The sequence below is a fragment of the Streptomyces sp. NPDC032721 genome, assembly GCF_055579625.1.
On the sequence record NZ_JBVIMX010000037.1, the window covers coordinates 24,596 to 40,904 of the forward strand.

The following is a 16,309-nucleotide window of genomic DNA, read 5'->3' on the forward strand; positions in this document are numbered from 1 at the left end:
TCTGTAGAAGCAGCAGTGGTAGTTGCCATTGCCGTTGCAGAAGCAGCAAGCGAACGCGAGAGACGCGGCCGAGGGACACGGGCGTGGCTTGACGATTCCGGCCGCGTGCCCCTCGGGGGCGCTGCCCGGGGGAATGGGGCCTCACGCAGTGCACCGCGTACAGATGACGAAGCAGCCCGTGGGTCAGTCGAAGGACCGGGCGGGCGGGCAGGTGGCCGGGCCGGTGGCCGAGCCAGCCGCCGAGTCGGCGGCGTCGGCCGTTGTCGTGCCCGGCCGGTGTGGTTCCGGCGAAGGCAGGCGGTGGCATCTCTGGCATCTGCTGCCCACCCCCACCGGCACCCCCTTCACCTTCTGTTACGCGCTCGTCCTCGTCGCCACCTCGCTCTACGCGCAGCTCGGCGACGCGGCGGCGGTCAACGCGTTGCTCCGGGCCAGCAGCACCGATGTCGCGCACCTCACCAGCACCCCCGTGTTCTCCCTCGTCGGCAGCGCGCTCTGGGTGGCCGGCGGGCTGGCGTCGCCGTACGCCATCGGGTTCCTCGTCGTGCTCACCGCGCTGGAGCGGCGCATCGGGGGGCTCCGCACCGCCGGGGTGTTCGCCTTCGGGCACGTGGTGGCTTCGCTGGCCACCGAACTTCCCGTCGGCATCGCCGTCTGGGCGGGCCTCCTGCCCGAAACCTCCCTGCACCGGCTCGACTTCGGCATCAGCTTCGGGCTGATGGCGTGCGTGGGTGCGCTGGCCGGGGTGCTGCGGCTGCCGTGGCTGCGGTGGGGGCTGCTCGGGGGCGTGGGACTCGTACTGCTCCAGGACCTGGTGGCGTACGCCGATCCGCTGACCGCGCTCGGGCACCCGCTGGCGCTCGGTCTCGGGCTGGCGACCTGGCCGCTCGTACGAGGCTGGAAGGAGCGGCTGGCGGCGCCGTCCTATCTGTGAGGGGAATGGCTCGAATACGTGCGTGTGCCGCCCGGAGGGTTCTCCGGGCGGCACTTTTGCGTCGGTCGGGGCGGGGTCCGGTGCGTCAGACCCGGTCGGCCGCGATCAAGACGTACTGGAAGGAGCCGTCCTTGTACGAGTTGATGAAGGCGTCCTCGATGCCGGTGACCAGCGACGACGTGGCGCGGAGCTCCCAGTAGGGGAGGGTCTCGGGGGTCAGGTCGACGATGGTCTGGGGCACCAGGCGGTTGTCGGCCATGGCCTTGAGGTACTCGCGGCGGGAGTGGATGTTGCACTCGAAGTGCGCGTTGATCTGGGAGACCCACTTGGAGGGCTGGCCGTAGCGCGGGTTCCAGCAGCCGGTGATGGTGACGTAGCGGCCGCCCGGCTTGAGGATGCGGGAGTGCTCGGCGAAGAGGTCGTCGAGGTCCACGTACATGCTCGACTCGTTGTTCCACGAGGCGGCGGCGGTGCCCTTGCCGAAGGGGGTGTCGAGCATGTTGCACACCTGGGCGCGGACGTGGCTGTCGATGCCCAGTTCGCGGGCCCGCCGGTTGGCGAACTCGGCCTGCTTGGCGGAGAGGGTGACGCCCTCCGCGCGGCAGCCGAAGCGCTGGTGGGCCATGACCGAGGAGCCGCCGCGCCCGCAGCCCGCGTCCACGACCGTGTCCGCCGGGCCCAGGTCGCCGAGGTGGTCCAGGAGGACGTCGGTCTGGGCCGACTCCAGCCGGTGCAGCTCGGCGATCAGCCGCTTCTCGTACGAACTGTCCTCGGTGTTCCCGAGAGCGGCGTGGTCGACGTCGCCGATCCCGTAGTGGTGGTGGTACAGCCCGTCGACGTCGCCGAGGCGGAGGTTGACGGGCCTGGCTTCCTGGTCCCAGTAGCGGGCGATGTCGCCCTGGTACGGGGAGGAAGGGCCGGGGACGGAGAGCGAGGCGGCCGTGCCGTTGGCGAGGTCGGTGCTGGTCACAGTGGTGTGTGCTCCTTGCAGGAAAAGAAGGGGGGTGGGGCGGGTTACCAGAAGTCCGGCAGGCTGTAGCGGAACGTGTTGGTCTGGTGCCAGTAGTGGTTGCCGTCGACCCATACGGCCACGCCGCGCAGGAAGCGGAGCAGGCTCGGGACGGGGCAGGCGGCGGCCAGTTCGGCGGCCTCGGCCTCGAAGGCGTGCATGAGTTCGTTGTGGACCTCGATCGCCTTCAGGTAGGCGTCCCGTTCGGACAGGCCCTCCCGTTCGGCGAGCACCACGGGGAGGTTGAGGTGGACCCCGGGGCTGGCGAGCTCCTTGGTGTAGGAGTAGAGGTCGTTGACGAGGGTGGTGGCATTGCCGGCGAGCGCGATGACCCGCTGGGTGTCCGGCCGCGAGTGCAGGTCGGCCGGGAGTTCGTAACCGCCGACGGTGTCGGTGATGGTGGGGCAGGGGCGGAAGTTGTTGAACTGGCGCATCGCCAGGTACTCCCACACCTCGGGCACGTGGTCCGTCTCCGCCCACGCGGCCTCGGCGAGGTAGCCCATGTGCAGCCGCGCCATGTCGTGCCGGTACCGGTCGGCCTGCGAGGCGCTCGCCTGTTGGCGGAAGTACGTCATGGCCGAGTGGTAGGCGCGGCGGGGCGGGTCCGAAGCGAGCGACTGGGTCCATGGGGGCTCGTACTCCTTCGTCGTGTGGACCGGGTCGAGCGTGGTGTGGGCGAGCAGGAGGCGGCTGCCGAGGCCGATGGGGGAGCCGCCGTGGTCCTCGCAGTAGCAGTCGTCGACCGCGTTCTCCGCGACCATCAGGCGGGTGGCGATCATCAGGTGGTCGACGGTGGGGGCGTCCGGGTGGCAGGCCACCATGTAGCGGCCGACGGAGAAGCCGTCGAACTGGTCCTCCCACTCCGGCGGGTACGCCTGGACCTCGTCCACCGCCCACCGCTTGATCCGGCGGCTGACCTCCTCGACGCGGGCCTGGTCGGGGGGCGGTACGGGGTGGTGGTAGAGGCCGGGGATGGGGGCGCCCTCGGGGGGCGGGCCGTCCTGCGGTGCGGGGGCCGTGTCCGTGTCCGAGGGGACGGGGAGTTGCTCGGGGCGTGCCTCGGGGAGACCGCCTCCCAGGCGCAGGCCCGCCGTGCCGAGGCCGCTGGGGCCGCGCAGGAGGCGGTCCAGCGCGGGGTTCGGCGAGGGGGTCGGCGGTGGGGCAGGCGGGGCCGACAGTGGTGACAGCCCGGAGTCGGGCATGCGTAACTCCTTCGCGCACTCGATGAGTTGGAGGTGGCTCTGGCCTGGCCGTACGTGCTCAGCCGCGGCGGCGGACGATCTGCACGTTCTCCAGCACGCCCAGTGCGTCGGGCAGCAGGACCGCGGCCGAGTAGTACGTGGTCACCAGGTACGAGATGATCGACTGCTCGCTCATGCCCATGAAGCGGACCGACAGGCCCGGTTCGTACTCCTCCGGCAGGCCCGTCTGGCGCAGGCCGATGACGCCCTGGTTCTCCTCACCCGTACGCATCGCGAGGATCGAGCTGGTGCCCTCCTTGCTGATCGGGATCTTGTTGCAGGGCAGGATCGGCACCCCGCGCCAGGCCGGGACCTGCTGGCCGCCGAGGTCCACGTGGTCCGGGTAGAGGCCGTACGCGTTGAACCCCCGGCCGATGGCGGCGATCGTCAGGGGATGGGCGAGGAACAGCCTGGTGCCGCGGCGGCGGCAGAGCAGGTCGTCGAGGTCGTCCGGGGTGGGCGGGCCGGAGTGGGTCTCGATGCGCTGCTTGAAGCTGGCGTTGTGCAGGAGGCCGAACTCCCGGTTGTTGATCAGCTCGTGCTCCTGGCGCTCGCGCAACGCCTCGATGGTGAGCCTGAGTTGCTCCTCGGTCTGGTTCATCGGACCGTTGTAGAGGTCCGCGACGCGGGAGTGGACGCGCAGGATCGTCTGGGCGACCGAGAGTTCGTACTCGCGCGGCCGGAGCTCGTAGTCGACGAAGGCGCCGGGGATCAGGGCCTCGCCGACGTGCCCGGCGGACATCGCGATCTCGGCCTCGCCGTGCCGGGTCTGCGGCTGCCGCGCGCGCTCGTCGAACCCGGCGAGGTGGTCGCGGAGGGCCTGCGAGGAGTCCCGTACGGCGTCGAAGTCGGCGCGGGACAGGGTGAGCAGGGTGCCGGAGGTCTCGGCGGTGGCGGTCGCGTCCCAGGTGGGATCGGTGCCGCGCAGCGCGTGTTCGCCGAAGTGGGCGCCGTCGGCGAGCACCGCGACGGTGGTCTCGTCGCCGTACTTGCCCACAGAGGTACGGGCGATCCGGCCGTGCGCGATCAGCTGGATGTGCTCGGCGGGGGCGCCCCGTTCGGCCAGTACGTCACCGGCGCGGAAGTCGCGCTGGACGCACCGGTCGGCGAGCGCGCCGAGCACCGCCTCGTCGTCGAAGCCGCGCAGCAGGGCGAGTTCGCCCAGCTCGCGGGGGATGACGCGGACGTCGGCACCGTCCTGGACGAACTCGATGCTGCCGTCGCCCACCGTGTAGTTGAGCCGGCGGTTCACCCGGTAGGTGCCGCCCGTGGTCTCCACCCACGGAAGCATCCGCAGCAGCCACCGCGAGGTGATCTCCTGCATCTGCGGTGCGGACTTGGCCGTGTGCGCCAGCTTGCGGGCGGCAGCGGTGCTCAGGCTGGACTGCGGGGGCAGCGCCGTCCGTGCTGCCTGCGGTGCTTCCGGGCCGGTCTCACCGGTCTCAACGGTCATCGGGGGACTACTCCTCGGCGGATCGCAGGGGAATCCGTCCGGCGGACCGGACGGGACGTGCTGGATCCACGGGCCAGATCCACCGGAACGCTAAGCGCGGGTGTGCCTGGCTCGCCCGGAAAGGCCGTTGAGTTAATTCGATGCAGCGATCTTGCTGCGCATCAGGTTTATCCGACTAATGGGCGGTACATGGAGAGGCCCCCGCCGGGGGTCCGCCGGGGGCCCGCCGGGCGCCGCCGGGGGCCCGGGTCGCCGAGCCCCCGGGGCCCCTGAAGGGCCATCGTCCAGTGGTCAGTTGAGGCCCGGCAGGGCCGCGATGACCCGGTCCAGCTTCGGGACCTTCTTCATCCCGTCCGTGGCGACCTCGTGCCCCTCGTAGACCACCGCCGTCATGATCCCGTCCGCCACCGGGGGCTTGGCGGCCGAGACCCGGGGGAGCGAACCGAAGTCCGACTCGGCGAGTGCCGACCGGAGTTCGGCGAGCTGGGCGGAGCTCATCCGGCCCTTCTTCGGCGGCTTCTTCCGGTCGAGGGTGGTGTACGTGCCGTCGTCGTTCACCAGCACGCTGCGGTGCCGGCCGTCGATGCCGCCGCTGGTGGTGGCGGCGACGAGGCGCTTGCCCTTGGGCGGGACGGAGTCGGTGGGCGGAGCTGTGGTGGCGGGCGGGGGAGTGGCGGGAGGCGGGGTGGTGGCCGGCGCCGACGGCGTACCACCGCCGTCAGTGGGTGACACCGACGTGCCGGGGCCGGGCGACTCGCCCCCCACGGGGGTCCCGCTCGCGCCGCACCCCGCCACCACAAGAGTCCCGCACAGAACTGCTGCCGCTACTGCCCCACCGCGTCGCATGATGCTCCCGTCGTGTGCTGTCGGTCGTACCGCTGCTCACGGGTGTGACGGGGTCAGTGGGAATCAGGTTCCGGGACCGAACGGAAGACGCCCGTCAGCGGGGACAGGGTCTGCCACCCCAGCGTCGAGTAGAGCGCGTGGCCGTCGTCCGTCGCGCCGAGCACACAGTCCCGGGCGCCCTGCTCGGCCGCGTACGCCTGGAGGGTGCGCATGACCAGCGTGCCCAGGCCCTTGCGGCGGTGCACCGGATTGGTCTCCACCTGGTCGATGACGGCGGTGCGGCCGGTCACCGCGACCTGGCCGCGCACCCCGAGACCGCCGTCGGCGGCGAGCACCACCACCCGGGTCAGCCCCGCCCGGGTCCAGCTGCGGCGGGTGAAGCCGGTCGGGAGGTCGGGGGCGGCCATGTCGGGGGTGAGCGGGAGGGTCATGAGGTGGCCGGGGGTGTCGTACTCCCAGCCGTCGACCAGCCACGGGGCGACGGCCTCCGGCGGTTCCACGAACTTGATCCAGGTGCCGGGCGCGGTGTCCGTGCGCAGCAGCTTGCGGACCGTGGCCTCGTCCGAGGCGTACCGGTCGAAGAGGACGTGCCGGGTGACCGCCTTCGGCAGCCCGATGTCGATGGTCACGCCCCACGGCTGCGGCACCGGGTCCGCCGCCCCGCGCGAGAGGGCCCAGCCGTCGGTCCAGGCGCGGACGGCATCGGTGGTGGTGGCGAAAGCCATGGTGGTTCCCCCTGCGCGAGTAATGGTCTCTTATTGATAGGGGCTATTACATCCGGCGAGGTGGGGTGCCGTCGATGCCTGATCGCTCAGAGCGAACACGAACCAGGGGGGCTTCGGGAACACCAGAGGGCTCAGATGCATTGAGTCGGTATAGCTCAACTTCACTGCCCTAGGGGAGATCATGGCATCGACGTCCACACCGCTCACCCTGCCCGTGCTGCCGCTCGACGACGAGGTCGTGCTGCCCGGAATGGTGGTGCCGCTGGACCTGTCCGACACCGACGTACGCGCCGCGGTGGAGGCCGCACAGGCCGCCGCGCATTCCAGTAGCAGCAAGCCACAGGTACTCCTTGTTCCACGCGTCGACGGGACGTACGCCGGTACCGGCGTGCTCGGCACCGTCGAGCAGGTCGGCCGTCTCTCCGACGGCGACCCCGGCGCCCTCATCAGGGCCCGCGGCCGAGTGAAGATCGGCGCGGGTACGACAGGACCCGGCGCCGCCCTGTGGGTGGAGGGCGTCCGCGTCGACGAGGCCGACCCCGACCCGCTGCCCGGCGCGGTCGCCGAGCTGGTCAAGGAGTACAAGGCGCTCGCCACCACCTGGCTGAAGAAGCGCGGCGCCTGGCAGGTCGTGGACCGCGTCCAGCAGATCGAGGGCGTCTCCGCGCTCGCCGACAACTCCGGCTACTCGCCCTTCCTCACCACCGCCCAGAAGGTGGAGCTCCTGGAGACCGCCGACCCGGTGGCCCGGCTGCGCCTGGCGCTGGCCGCCCTCAGCGAGCACCTCGCCGAGCAGGACGTCGCCGAGACCATCGCCAAGGACGTCCAGGAGGGTGTGGACAAGCAGCAGCGCGAGTTCCTGCTGCGCAAGCAGCTCGACGCCGTGCGCAAGGAGCTGCGGGACCTGAACGGCGAGGCCGAGGGCGAGGAGTCCGACGACTACCGGGCCCGCGTCGAGGCCGCCGACCTGCCCGAGAAGGTGCGCGAGGCCGCCCTCAAGGAGGTCGAGAAGCTGGAGCGCTCCAGCGACCAGTCCCCGGAAGGGTCGTGGATCCGCACCTGGCTGGACACCGTCCTGGAACTCCCCTGGAACGAGACCACCGAGGACCAGTACGACATCAAGGGCGCCAAGGAGATCCTGGACGCCGAGCACGCGGGCCTGGACGACGTCAAGGAGCGCATCACCGAGTACCTGGCGGTGCGCAAGCGCCGTGCGGACCGGGGCCTGGGGGTCGTCGGCGGCCGTCGCGGCGGCGCGGTGCTGGCCCTGGTCGGCCCGCCCGGCGTCGGCAAGACCTCGCTCGGCGAGTCCGTGGCCCACGCGATGGGCCGCAAGTTCGTCCGGGTCGCGCTCGGCGGCGTACGCGACGAGGCGGAGATCCGGGGCCACCGGCGTACGTACGTCGGCGCACTCCCGGGCCGTATCGTCCGCGCCATCAAGGAGGCCGGGTCGATGAACCCGGTCGTCCTCCTCGACGAGATCGACAAGGTCGGCTCCGACTTCCGCGGCGACCCCGCCGCGGCACTCCTCGAAGTCCTCGACCCGGCCCAGAACCACACCTTCCGCGACCACTACCTGGAGGTCGAACTCGACCTCTCCGACGTGGTCTTCCTCGCCACGGCCAACGTCCTGGAAGCCATCCCGGAGGCCCTGCTCGACCGCATGGAGCTGGTCCGCCTCGACGGCTACACCGAGGACGAGAAGGTCGTCATCGCCCGTGACCACCTCCTGCCGCGCCAGCTCGACCGGGCCGGCCTGGCGGAGGGCGAGGTCACCCTGGAGGAGTCCGCGCTGCGCAAGCTGGCGGGCGAGTACACCAGGGAGGCGGGCGTACGGAACCTGGAGCGCGCGGTCGCCAGGCTGCTGCGCAAGGTGGCCGCACAGCACGAACTCGGCGACCGCGAGCTGCCGTTCGCGATTGGAGCGGACGACCTGCGGGATCTGATCGGCCGCCCGCACCACGTCCCGGAGTCCGCCCAGGACCCGGCGGAGCGGCGCACGGCGGTGCCGGGTGTGGCGACCGGGCTCGCCGTCACCGGAGCGGGCGGCGACGTCCTCTTCGTCGAGGCGTCCCTCGCCGACGCGGAGACGGGCGGCGCGGGCCTGACCCTCACCGGTCAGCTGGGCGACGTGATGAAGGAGTCCGCGCAGATCGCGCTCTCCTTCCTGCGCTCGCACGGCGCCGAACTGGAGCTGCCGGTCGCCGACCTGAAGGACCGGGGAGTCCACATCCACTTCCCGGCGGGCGCGGTCCCCAAGGACGGCCCGAGCGCCGGCATCACCATGACGACGGCCCTGGCCTCGCTCCTCTCGGGCCGCCTGGTCCGCACGGACGTGGCCATGACCGGCGAGGTCTCCCTGACCGGCCGGGTGCTCCCGATCGGCGGCCTGAAGCAGAAGCTGCTCGCCGCCCACCGGGCCGGTACCACCACGGTGGTCATCCCCAAGCGGAACGAGCCCGACCTGGACGACGTCCCGGCCGAGATCCTCGAAAAGCTGGAGGTGCACCCGGTGACGGACGTCCGCCAGGTACTGGAGATCGCGCTGGCTCCGGCACGGGTGGGGGCGGCGGAGAAGGTCGCCGCGTAACACCGTCAGTCGCGTGACACCGGCGGCCGGGCAGTACCAGCCGCCGCGTCAGAAGGCAGGGGCCGTACGGGAGTTGCTCCCGTACGGCCCCTGCCGCGCACGCGCATGTGGCGCGCGTCACCGTGCGGGCCCCGCGCGTCGCGGGCGGGGGCGGGCCGAGGATAGATGGCATGGACATCGGAATTGCCCTGCCCCAGTACGGCAGCCACGCCCGCGCCGAACTCATCGCCTCGTTCGCCCGCGACGCCGAGCAGATCGGCTTCGACTCCTTCTGGGTGGGCGACCGCGCCCTCACCCCGGTCGAGCCGAGCGACGTCTACCCGGGCCACACGCCCGAGAACCCGTACCCCCGCGAGTACACCAACTTCCTGGACCCGCTCACGGTCCTCACGGTCGCGGCCACCGCCACCACCCGCCCCCGCCTTGGCACCAGCACGCTCAACGCCCCCTGGTACCCGCCGCTGCTGCTGGCCCGCAGCCTCACCTCGCTCGACCGGCTCAGCGGCGGCCGCCTGGAGCCGGGCTTCGGCGTCGGCTGGCTGCGCGACGAGTACACCTCGGTCAACGCGGAGTGGACCAAGCGCGGCAAGCACCTGGACGAGATCCTCGACCTGCTGGCCGCGATCTGGACCCGGAACCCCTTCGAGCACCAGGGCGCTGAGTGGACCGTTCCGCTCTCCCACGTGGACCTTCGCCCGGTCCAGCCGGGCGGCCCGCCGGTGCTCCTCGGCGGCTTCACCCCGGCGGCGATGCGCCGGATCGGCCGCAGGGCGGCGGGCTGGGCGGGCGTGTTCCTCCCGGACGAGGCGCATGCCGCGCTGTGGGGGATGGCGCGCGGGGCGGCCGAGGAGGCGGGCCGGGACCCCGACGCGCTGCGCCAGCAGATCCGCGTCAACGTGACACCGGACCAGTCGGCGGAGGAGGTCGCCGCCAAGCTCCGTGCCGTCCGGGCCTGGGGTGCGGACGGCGCCTTCGTCGAACTCCAGCAGGCGGTCCGCGAGCCCGCCGAGGCGCTCGAACTGGGCGCGAAGATACGGGACTTGGTCCTGGCGGGCTGACCGCCCGAGGCCGCAGGGCCCGCACGAAGGGCCCGCACGAAGGGCCCGTACGAAGCGGGGAGCCCCGCAACTCGTCACGAGTTGCGGGGCTCCCCGGTGTCAGCGCATGAAGTGGGTCAGCTACCGCTTCCGTAAGGCCTGGTGATGGCCTCCAGGTAGTGCCCCGACGGGTCCTCGAAGTACATTCCCCGGCCGCCGTCGTTGTGGTTGATCTCCATCGGCATCTTGCCGTGCGGATCCCCCCAGTACTTCAGGCCCTTCGCCCGCACCCGTGCGTAGATGCCGTCGAACTCCTCCTCCGACACCAGGAAGGCGTAGTGCTGCGGCACGACTTCCTGCTCCGGCGGGAGCTGCGCGTAGTCCAGGGTCACGCCGTTGGAGAGTTCGACCGGGATGAAGGGGCCCCACTGGGCTCCGGCTTCCAGTCCGTAGATCTCCGCCAGGAAGTCGGCGGCTTCCCGTGAGTTCCGGGAGAGGACGATCGTGTGGTTGAGCTGTACAGCCATGGTGGCCTCCGTAAAGGTCACTTTCGGGCTACCTCCATGTCCCACCCTGCCGGTGGCCGACACGCGATGCCGTCAAGCAGACCGTAGGTGATGCGTCCGTGGTCCGTCCAGGGTGTCGTGCGTCACGCCAGCCACCCCCTCGTGGCCGCCTGCGCGCCCGCCTGGAAGCGGGTCTCCGCGTTCAGTGCCTCCAGCAGCCGGGAGATCCGGCGCCGGGCCGTGTGGACGTGGACGCCGAGGCGGCGGGCTATCGCCTCGTCCTTCAGTCCGGCCGCCAACAGGCCGAGAAGTTCCCGCTGTTGGCCGGGTACGGGGTCGGCCGGCGGCTCGGTCGTACCGCTCAGCGGGATGGAGCGGTCCCAGACCGTCTCGAAGAGCGGCAGCAGGGCGTTGCGGAGCAGGGCGTCGCCCACCACGAGTGCGGAGGCGGTCGGGTCGGCGGACTCCGTGGGCGGGAGCAGGGTGACCCGGCGGTCCACGCCGATCAGCTTGGTCGGGACGCCCGTCGTGACCCTGGCGCGCAGCCCGCGCTCCGCCAGGGCGGCCAGTGAGTGCATCCGGCCCGGGTACGACAGGCCCTCGCGGTCTATCACCGCGCGCACCGTGATCCCCCGGTCGAGCAGGGCCTCGATGTCCAGGGCCGGTGGGCGCTGCGGGTCGGCCGCGTCGGTCTTCGCGTACGGAGGACGGTCCAGGATCACCACCTCGTGTTCGGCCGAGGCGAGCAGCGACTCCGCCCGCTCGCCGATCTGGCGCGGGCCCGTCACGATCTCGATGCCGCCCTCCGAGGCGGACGGAGATTTCGCGGTGAGCCGGCCCGCGATGCGGTCTGCCGACATCATCAGCCGCTCCAACTCCGCTGACCGGATGTGGAGTTCCGCTTGACGGCGGTGGATCAATGTGCGGATGGCGGCGGCCGGGGCGGCGGGGTGCGGGGTGCCGTCCTGGGCCGAAACGGTGAAGCCGGACTCTTCGAGGCTGGTCAGTGCCTCTTCGATCCGTGGAACGGGGAGTTCCAGTACATCCGCCAAGTCCCTTGTGCTGTCGGCGCATTCCTTCAAAAGCGCCTCGTAGACACGTCCCTCGACCTCCCCCAGGCCGAGGCTGTGCAGTTCTTCCCCCTCGATCATGGGCCGGATTCTTTCGTGACCACAGCATGCACACAAGTGTGCGTGTCCACATCTGAACACACGGGAAACATTGCCGACTTGAACACACAACGACTTGCATGGCCCTGCCCAACAGGCCCGAAGAGCGTCCGTACCGTGGGAGGGAAAGCGTGCACAAGACCCGAGTGCGTGCAGCAAGACAGGACGGCGACAACACCGCCACCGGCTCCGGCACAACCACCGGTATATCCAGGGGCGGCAAGGGAGTTGCCGCCCTGATCGGCGCGGCAGCCCTGCTCGCCGGCGTCGTACCCGCAGCCCAGGCAGCCGTCCCGGCCGCACCCGCGGCGCCCGCCGCCGAGGTGATCCCGGGCACCGACACCGCGACCCCCGCCCTGGTCGACGGCATCAACGAGCCCGCCAAAGCGACCGGCAGCGCCGCTTCCGCGGCCGTCGGGCACTTGGCCGAAAAGCAGAGCCGCTACCGCATCGGCAACCCGGGCGCCAACCTCAAGGCCGTCTCCGCGCAGTCCGGCAAGGGCGGCACCGAGACCGTCCGCCTCCAGCAGAAGTACAAGGGACTCGACGTCCTCGGCGGCGAGTACGTCGTCCGCATGCAGAACAAGGACGGCAAGCGTTCCGTCGTCGGCACCTCCGGCAAGTACTTCACCGAGCTGGCGGCGCCCACCACCGCCACGGTCTCCGAGAAGACCGCCGTCGAGCGCGCCGTCGCCGCCGTGGGCCGCGAGCTGAACGGCAAGAACCTCAGCAAGAAGGACCTGCGCAAGGCCGAGGGGCAGAAGTCCCCGGCCGCCACCGCGCTCACCGGCACCGCCGGAAAGCTCGTCGTCCTCCCGCAGGGCAAGGGCGTCCTGACCCGACAGGTCACGGTCAAGGGCAACCACCCGGTGACCGGCGAGCCCGTGCTGCGCCAGGTCTACATCGACGCCAAGGCCGGTTTCCCGGTCCTCCAGTACAGCAGCATCAAGACCTTCGGCAACAAGGCCGCCAAGGGCTCCGCGCCCAAGGGACTGAAGGGCCAGAAGGCCGCACAGAAGGCCGCCGGCGCCCTCGGCCCGGGTGACGCCACCGGCACCGGCGTCAAGACCGACGGCACCAAGGTCGACCTGAACCTGTACTTCGACTCCTCCCGCAAGGAGTACACGCTCAGGGACTACGTCCGGATGGAGAGCACCAGCAAGAACTCCATTACCACCTGGGACGCCCGGGGCGTGGAGGCCGAGGACGCGGCGGGCAAGTGGCCGTCCGGCATCAAGGAGTTCGGCTCCCCGGTCCAGGAGTTCGGCAAGGACGCCACCGACGCGGGCGCCATCGACGCCCAGTGGGCCGGCACCCAGGTCTACGACTACTACAGGACCAAGCACAACCGCGACAGCCTCGACGGCCGCGGCATGGCCATCAACTCCCTGGTGGGCGTGACCAACGGCGGCCAGCCGTGGGTCAACGCCTTCTGGGACGGGCAGAAGATGGTGTACGGCGTCGGCGACGACGAGTACAAGCCGCTCGCCTCCGACGTCGACGTGGTCGGCCACGAGATGACCCACGGCGTCGTCGAGAACACCGCCAACCTGGTGTACGTCGGCCAGTCCGGCGCCCTCAACGAGGGTCTCGCCGACTACTTCGGCAACGCCATCGACACCAACGTCTCCGGCACCGCCATGGACGACCCGGACTCCGGGCTCGTCGGCGAGGACCTCTGCCGCACCCTGCCCAAGGGCGAGTGCGCGCTGCGCGACATGAACGACGGCCGCACCACCTCCAAGGACTTCCTCGGCGTCGCGTACAACGTCGACAACGGCGGTGTGCACCTCAACTCGACGATCTTCTCGGGCGCCCTGTGGGACATCCGCCAGGACCTCGACAAGGACTTCACCGACGCCGTCGTCTACAAGGCGCTCGCCGAGTACCTGACCCCGCTGGACGGCTTCACCGAGGGCCGCAACGCGGTCATCGCCGCCGCCAAGGACCTGGGCGCGACAGCGAAGCAGCAGAACGTCATCAAGCGCTCCTTCAACGCCCACGGCATCATCCCGGGCTGGGAGGACGCGATGGGTCTCGACTCCGACACCCTGCTCGGCAAGCTCAACACCTCGGGCACCGGGGCGGGCGCGGGCGGCGGCCAGTACGCCGTGTCGAAGTCCAACGACGACGGCTCCGAGCCGTACTCCGTCTACACGGGCCGCACCGACGGAAAGGGCGGATCCAAGCTGGTCAGCCCGAACGACGGCCGGTTCCACGTCTACCCGGCGACCGACGGCAAGAACGTCGTCTGGGCGGCCTACGGCACCACCAGCATCGACGTCCTGGTCCGCCCGGTCGCGGGCGGCCCGATCAAGAAGGTGTGGTCCTCCTACACCGGCCTCCAGGGGCTGCGCATCGACGGCGACGTCGTCGTCTGGGAGGAGAACGACCCGTTCGGCGGGCGGCACGCCGCGTACAAGAACCTCAAGACCAACGAGCAGGCGTACGTCGACGGCGGTCGCTACCACCTCTCCTCGGCCCTGCCCTCCGTCAAGGACGGCAAGGTCGCGTACGCCAAGCTGTGGCCGGTGAACGGCGAGTACAAGCTGGACGTCGAGGTCCTGGACACCAGGACCAAGAAGACCAACGTCCTGCCGCAGAAGGCGGCCGTCGAGAGCCTCGGCCAGACCGGCATCTCCAAGACCCACGTCTCCTGGCTCGTCGACGAGGTCGCGTACGGTCCGATGGCCGTGCGCCGCGCCAACCTCGACGGCACCAAGCTGCTCGACCTCAGCCCCGAGAGCGGTGCCAAGGCCCTGTACGCCTTCGACCTGACCGCCTCCGAGGACGCCGTCACGGTCAACTCCCAGGAGCCCGACACCCAGTACCGCAACGAGACGCTGCCGAAGCTGTGGCAGTTCGAGACCTCCGGCGCCCGTGAGGGCGAGCGGATGTCCTGCAACCGCGGCGACCAGTCCTACGCGTCGGCCGACACCGGCAAGCGCGTCGTCTGGATCGACGGCACGACCAGCAACACGGACCTGGTGGTACGGGACCGTGCGGCCGGCCGCTGCTGACACCTTGCGGGTGACGGCGTGACGGACTACTCCGTGAACACACCGTGAGACACCGCGAACCGGACCCCCGGCGCCCGTGCGCCGGGGGTCCTTCACGTGCTCAGCCGTTGGCGAGTGCGCGGACCCGGTCCAGGGCACCGTTGAACCTGTTGTGGTCGCCGACGATCGGGCCCGTCGACGTGTACTGCCACATCGTGTACGTGCCCCAGCCGGCCGGGAGTTCCCCGACCGTGCTGTTGTAGCGGGCCACCCACAGCGGGTTGCTCGCGCCGAAGCCCCCGTAGTTGCCGGTGCAGGTCTTCCACCAGCTGGTCGCGGTGTAGATGACGGCGTCGCGGCCGGTGCGCGCCTTGTAGGTGTTCAGGAAGTCCCTGATCCAGGCGACCATCTGCGACTGCGACTTGCCGAAGCACTGTGCCCCGTACGGATTCCACTCGATGTCCAGCGCGCCCGGCAGGGTCCGCCCGTCGCGCGACCAGCCGCCGCCGTTGCTCGCGAAGTAGTTGGCCTGGGTGGCGCCGCTGGAGTTGTCGGGCAGGGCGAAGTGGTAGGCCCCCCGGATCATCCCGACGTTGTACGCGCCGTTGTACTGCTGCGCGAAGTAGGGGTTCTTGTACGAGGTCCCCTCGGTGGCCTTCGTGTAGGCCCACTTCACCCCGCTGCTCCACAGCGACGCCCAGTTGACGTTGCCCTGGTGGCTGGAGACGTCCACGCCCTCGGTCTGGACCGCGCGGGGCGCGCCGGGCGGCAGCGGGCCCTGTCCGTCGTGCTCGACGACACCCATGCCCATGTGCGCGGAGCCGGGCGGGGGAGTGCCGGGGCCGGCGGCGGGAGCGGGCGCGGCGCCGAGGGTCAGCGCGACCGCGCCCGCCACGGCGGCGGTCACGGCGAGAGTGCGGGATCTTGCTCTGAGCACGTGCATTGCGTGCCTCCGAAAGATCGACAAAGCGACTGTGGTTGCCTTGCCGAAGAGAAGCTACGCACGTAGACCCGAGTGGCGGAAGAGGGTCTCTGTGCCGACATTGGTCCACACCTGCGAAATACTGGACGAGCTGCGGCGATGTCCCTTGCTGAAAGTTTCAGGAATGGCCAGGGCGGGTCGGCGGTTGACGTCCAGGACGACAGGAGATGTACGGGTGGATCAGGAATTCCTCGCGCTGGAGCGGGAGTTGGCGCTCTTCCTGCGCCGGGCGCGGGCGTCCTCGGGCGTCCTGGCCCGTGAGGTCCACCCGGACCTGGAGCCCGCCGCGTACGGCCTTCTGGTACGGCTGGACGAGGCGGACCGGCTGCGGGCGACGGAACTCGCGGCCTGGTTCGGCGTCGGCAAGGCCACCATGAGCCGCCAGCTGCGCGCCCTGGAGGAACTGGGCCTGGTCGCCCGCGAGCCCGACCCCGCCGACGGCCGCGCCTCCCTCGTACTGCTCACCGAAGAGGGCCGGGCCCGCTTCCGCCGGGTCCGCGACGCCCGCCGAGCCACCTACGTCCGCAAACTCTCCAACTGGGACCGCTCCGAAGTAGCCGAACTAGCCCGCCTACTCCACCAACTAAACACCCAACCCGAAACCTAACCCCGCCCCCTCGCCCGGCGGCCCCACGTGCCGACCCCCCTCGCCCGGCGGCCCCACCCCCGCCCCCACCCTCCTAGGCGGCGGCCCGCCCCGTCCCCCTCTGGGCGGCGGGCCCGCCCCACCCGTTGCCCCGCCCCCTTGGGCGGCGGGGCCGCCCCCCGGGGGCGGAACGGGCGGGCAAGGGGGCGGCCCCCGGCGGAGCCGAACCCTC

General features: G+C 70.9%; 13 protein-coding genes. 5 read left to right on the top strand and 8 right to left on the bottom strand.

What is annotated here, in order from left to right; genetic code table 11:
- Positions 1-163: 163 nt before the first annotated feature.
- Positions 164-934, top strand: a complete 771-nt coding sequence (locus tag ACZ5PB_RS41455; protein ID WP_468698722.1) for a rhomboid-like protein — start codon at positions 164-166, stop codon at positions 932-934.
- 85 nt (positions 935-1,019) lie between these two features.
- Here ACZ5PB_RS41455 and ACZ5PB_RS41460 read toward each other — a convergent pair whose 3' ends face one another.
- The 5 genes from ACZ5PB_RS41460 to ACZ5PB_RS41480 all read right to left on the bottom strand — a co-directional run bounded on the left by ACZ5PB_RS41460 (position 1,020) and on the right by ACZ5PB_RS41480 (position 6,208).
- Positions 1,020-1,904, bottom strand: a complete 885-nt coding sequence (locus ACZ5PB_RS41460) for a geranyl diphosphate 2-C-methyltransferase (RefSeq protein ID WP_468698723.1) — start codon at positions 1,902-1,904, stop codon at positions 1,020-1,022.
- A 44-nt stretch (positions 1,905-1,948) separates the two neighbouring features.
- A complete protein-coding gene (locus tag ACZ5PB_RS41465; protein ID WP_468698724.1) occupies positions 1,949-3,145 on the bottom strand; it encodes a family 2 encapsulin nanocompartment cargo protein terpene cyclase in 1,197 nt (398 codons plus the stop codon).
- 58 nt (positions 3,146-3,203) lie between these two features.
- Positions 3,204-4,637 carry a family 2B encapsulin nanocompartment shell protein gene (locus ACZ5PB_RS41470; protein WP_468698725.1) on the bottom strand — a complete coding sequence of 478 codons (1,434 nt, stop codon included), beginning with the start codon at positions 4,635-4,637 and terminating at the stop codon, positions 3,204-3,206.
- A 291-nt stretch (positions 4,638-4,928) separates the two neighbouring features.
- On the bottom strand, positions 4,929-5,369 hold the full coding sequence (locus tag ACZ5PB_RS41475; RefSeq protein ID WP_468698726.1) for a hypothetical protein: 441 nt from the start codon (positions 5,367-5,369) through the stop codon (positions 4,929-4,931).
- Between the two features lie 167 nt (positions 5,370-5,536).
- Positions 5,537-6,208 (bottom strand): GNAT family N-acetyltransferase, encoded by a 672-nt coding sequence (locus ACZ5PB_RS41480; RefSeq protein WP_468698728.1) that lies wholly within the window; start codon positions 6,206-6,208, stop codon positions 5,537-5,539.
- A 181-nt stretch (positions 6,209-6,389) separates the two neighbouring features.
- Between ACZ5PB_RS41480 and lon the strand changes: the two genes are divergently transcribed.
- Both lon and ACZ5PB_RS41490 read left to right on the top strand, forming a co-directional pair.
- Entirely contained in the window at positions 6,390-8,798 is a 2,409-nt protein-coding gene (gene lon / locus ACZ5PB_RS41485) for an endopeptidase La (protein WP_468698731.1), read from the top strand.
- A gap of 170 nt (positions 8,799-8,968) precedes the next feature.
- Positions 8,969-9,856: a TIGR03619 family F420-dependent LLM class oxidoreductase gene (locus tag ACZ5PB_RS41490; protein WP_468698733.1), complete on the top strand. Its 888-nt coding sequence runs from the start codon at positions 8,969-8,971 to the stop codon at positions 9,854-9,856.
- Between the two features lie 116 nt (positions 9,857-9,972).
- Here ACZ5PB_RS41490 and ACZ5PB_RS41495 read toward each other — a convergent pair whose 3' ends face one another.
- Both ACZ5PB_RS41495 and ACZ5PB_RS41500 read right to left on the bottom strand, forming a co-directional pair.
- Positions 9,973-10,362 carry a VOC family protein gene (locus ACZ5PB_RS41495; RefSeq protein WP_468698734.1) on the bottom strand — a complete coding sequence of 130 codons (390 nt, stop codon included), beginning with the start codon at positions 10,360-10,362 and terminating at the stop codon, positions 9,973-9,975.
- Between the two features lie 122 nt (positions 10,363-10,484).
- The gene (locus ACZ5PB_RS41500; RefSeq protein WP_468698737.1) at positions 10,485-11,492 is read right to left on the bottom strand and encodes a TrmB family transcriptional regulator; all 1,008 of its coding nucleotides are present in this window, start codon (positions 11,490-11,492) and stop codon (positions 10,485-10,487) included.
- A 164-nt stretch (positions 11,493-11,656) separates the two neighbouring features.
- Between ACZ5PB_RS41500 and ACZ5PB_RS41505 the strand changes: the two genes are divergently transcribed.
- Positions 11,657-14,530 (top strand): M4 family metallopeptidase, encoded by a 2,874-nt coding sequence (locus tag ACZ5PB_RS41505; protein WP_468698738.1) that lies wholly within the window; start codon positions 11,657-11,659, stop codon positions 14,528-14,530.
- Between the two features lie 100 nt (positions 14,531-14,630).
- Here ACZ5PB_RS41505 and ACZ5PB_RS41510 read toward each other — a convergent pair whose 3' ends face one another.
- Complete coding sequence (locus ACZ5PB_RS41510; protein ID WP_468698740.1) at positions 14,631-15,452, bottom strand: lysozyme; 822 nt, start codon at positions 15,450-15,452, stop codon at positions 14,631-14,633.
- 163 nt (positions 15,453-15,615) lie between these two features.
- Between ACZ5PB_RS41510 and ACZ5PB_RS41515 the strand changes: the two genes are divergently transcribed.
- On the top strand, positions 15,616-16,098 hold the full coding sequence (locus ACZ5PB_RS41515) for a MarR family winged helix-turn-helix transcriptional regulator (RefSeq protein WP_468698741.1): 483 nt from the start codon (positions 15,616-15,618) through the stop codon (positions 16,096-16,098).
- The last annotated feature ends 211 nt before the right edge of the window (positions 16,099-16,309 follow it).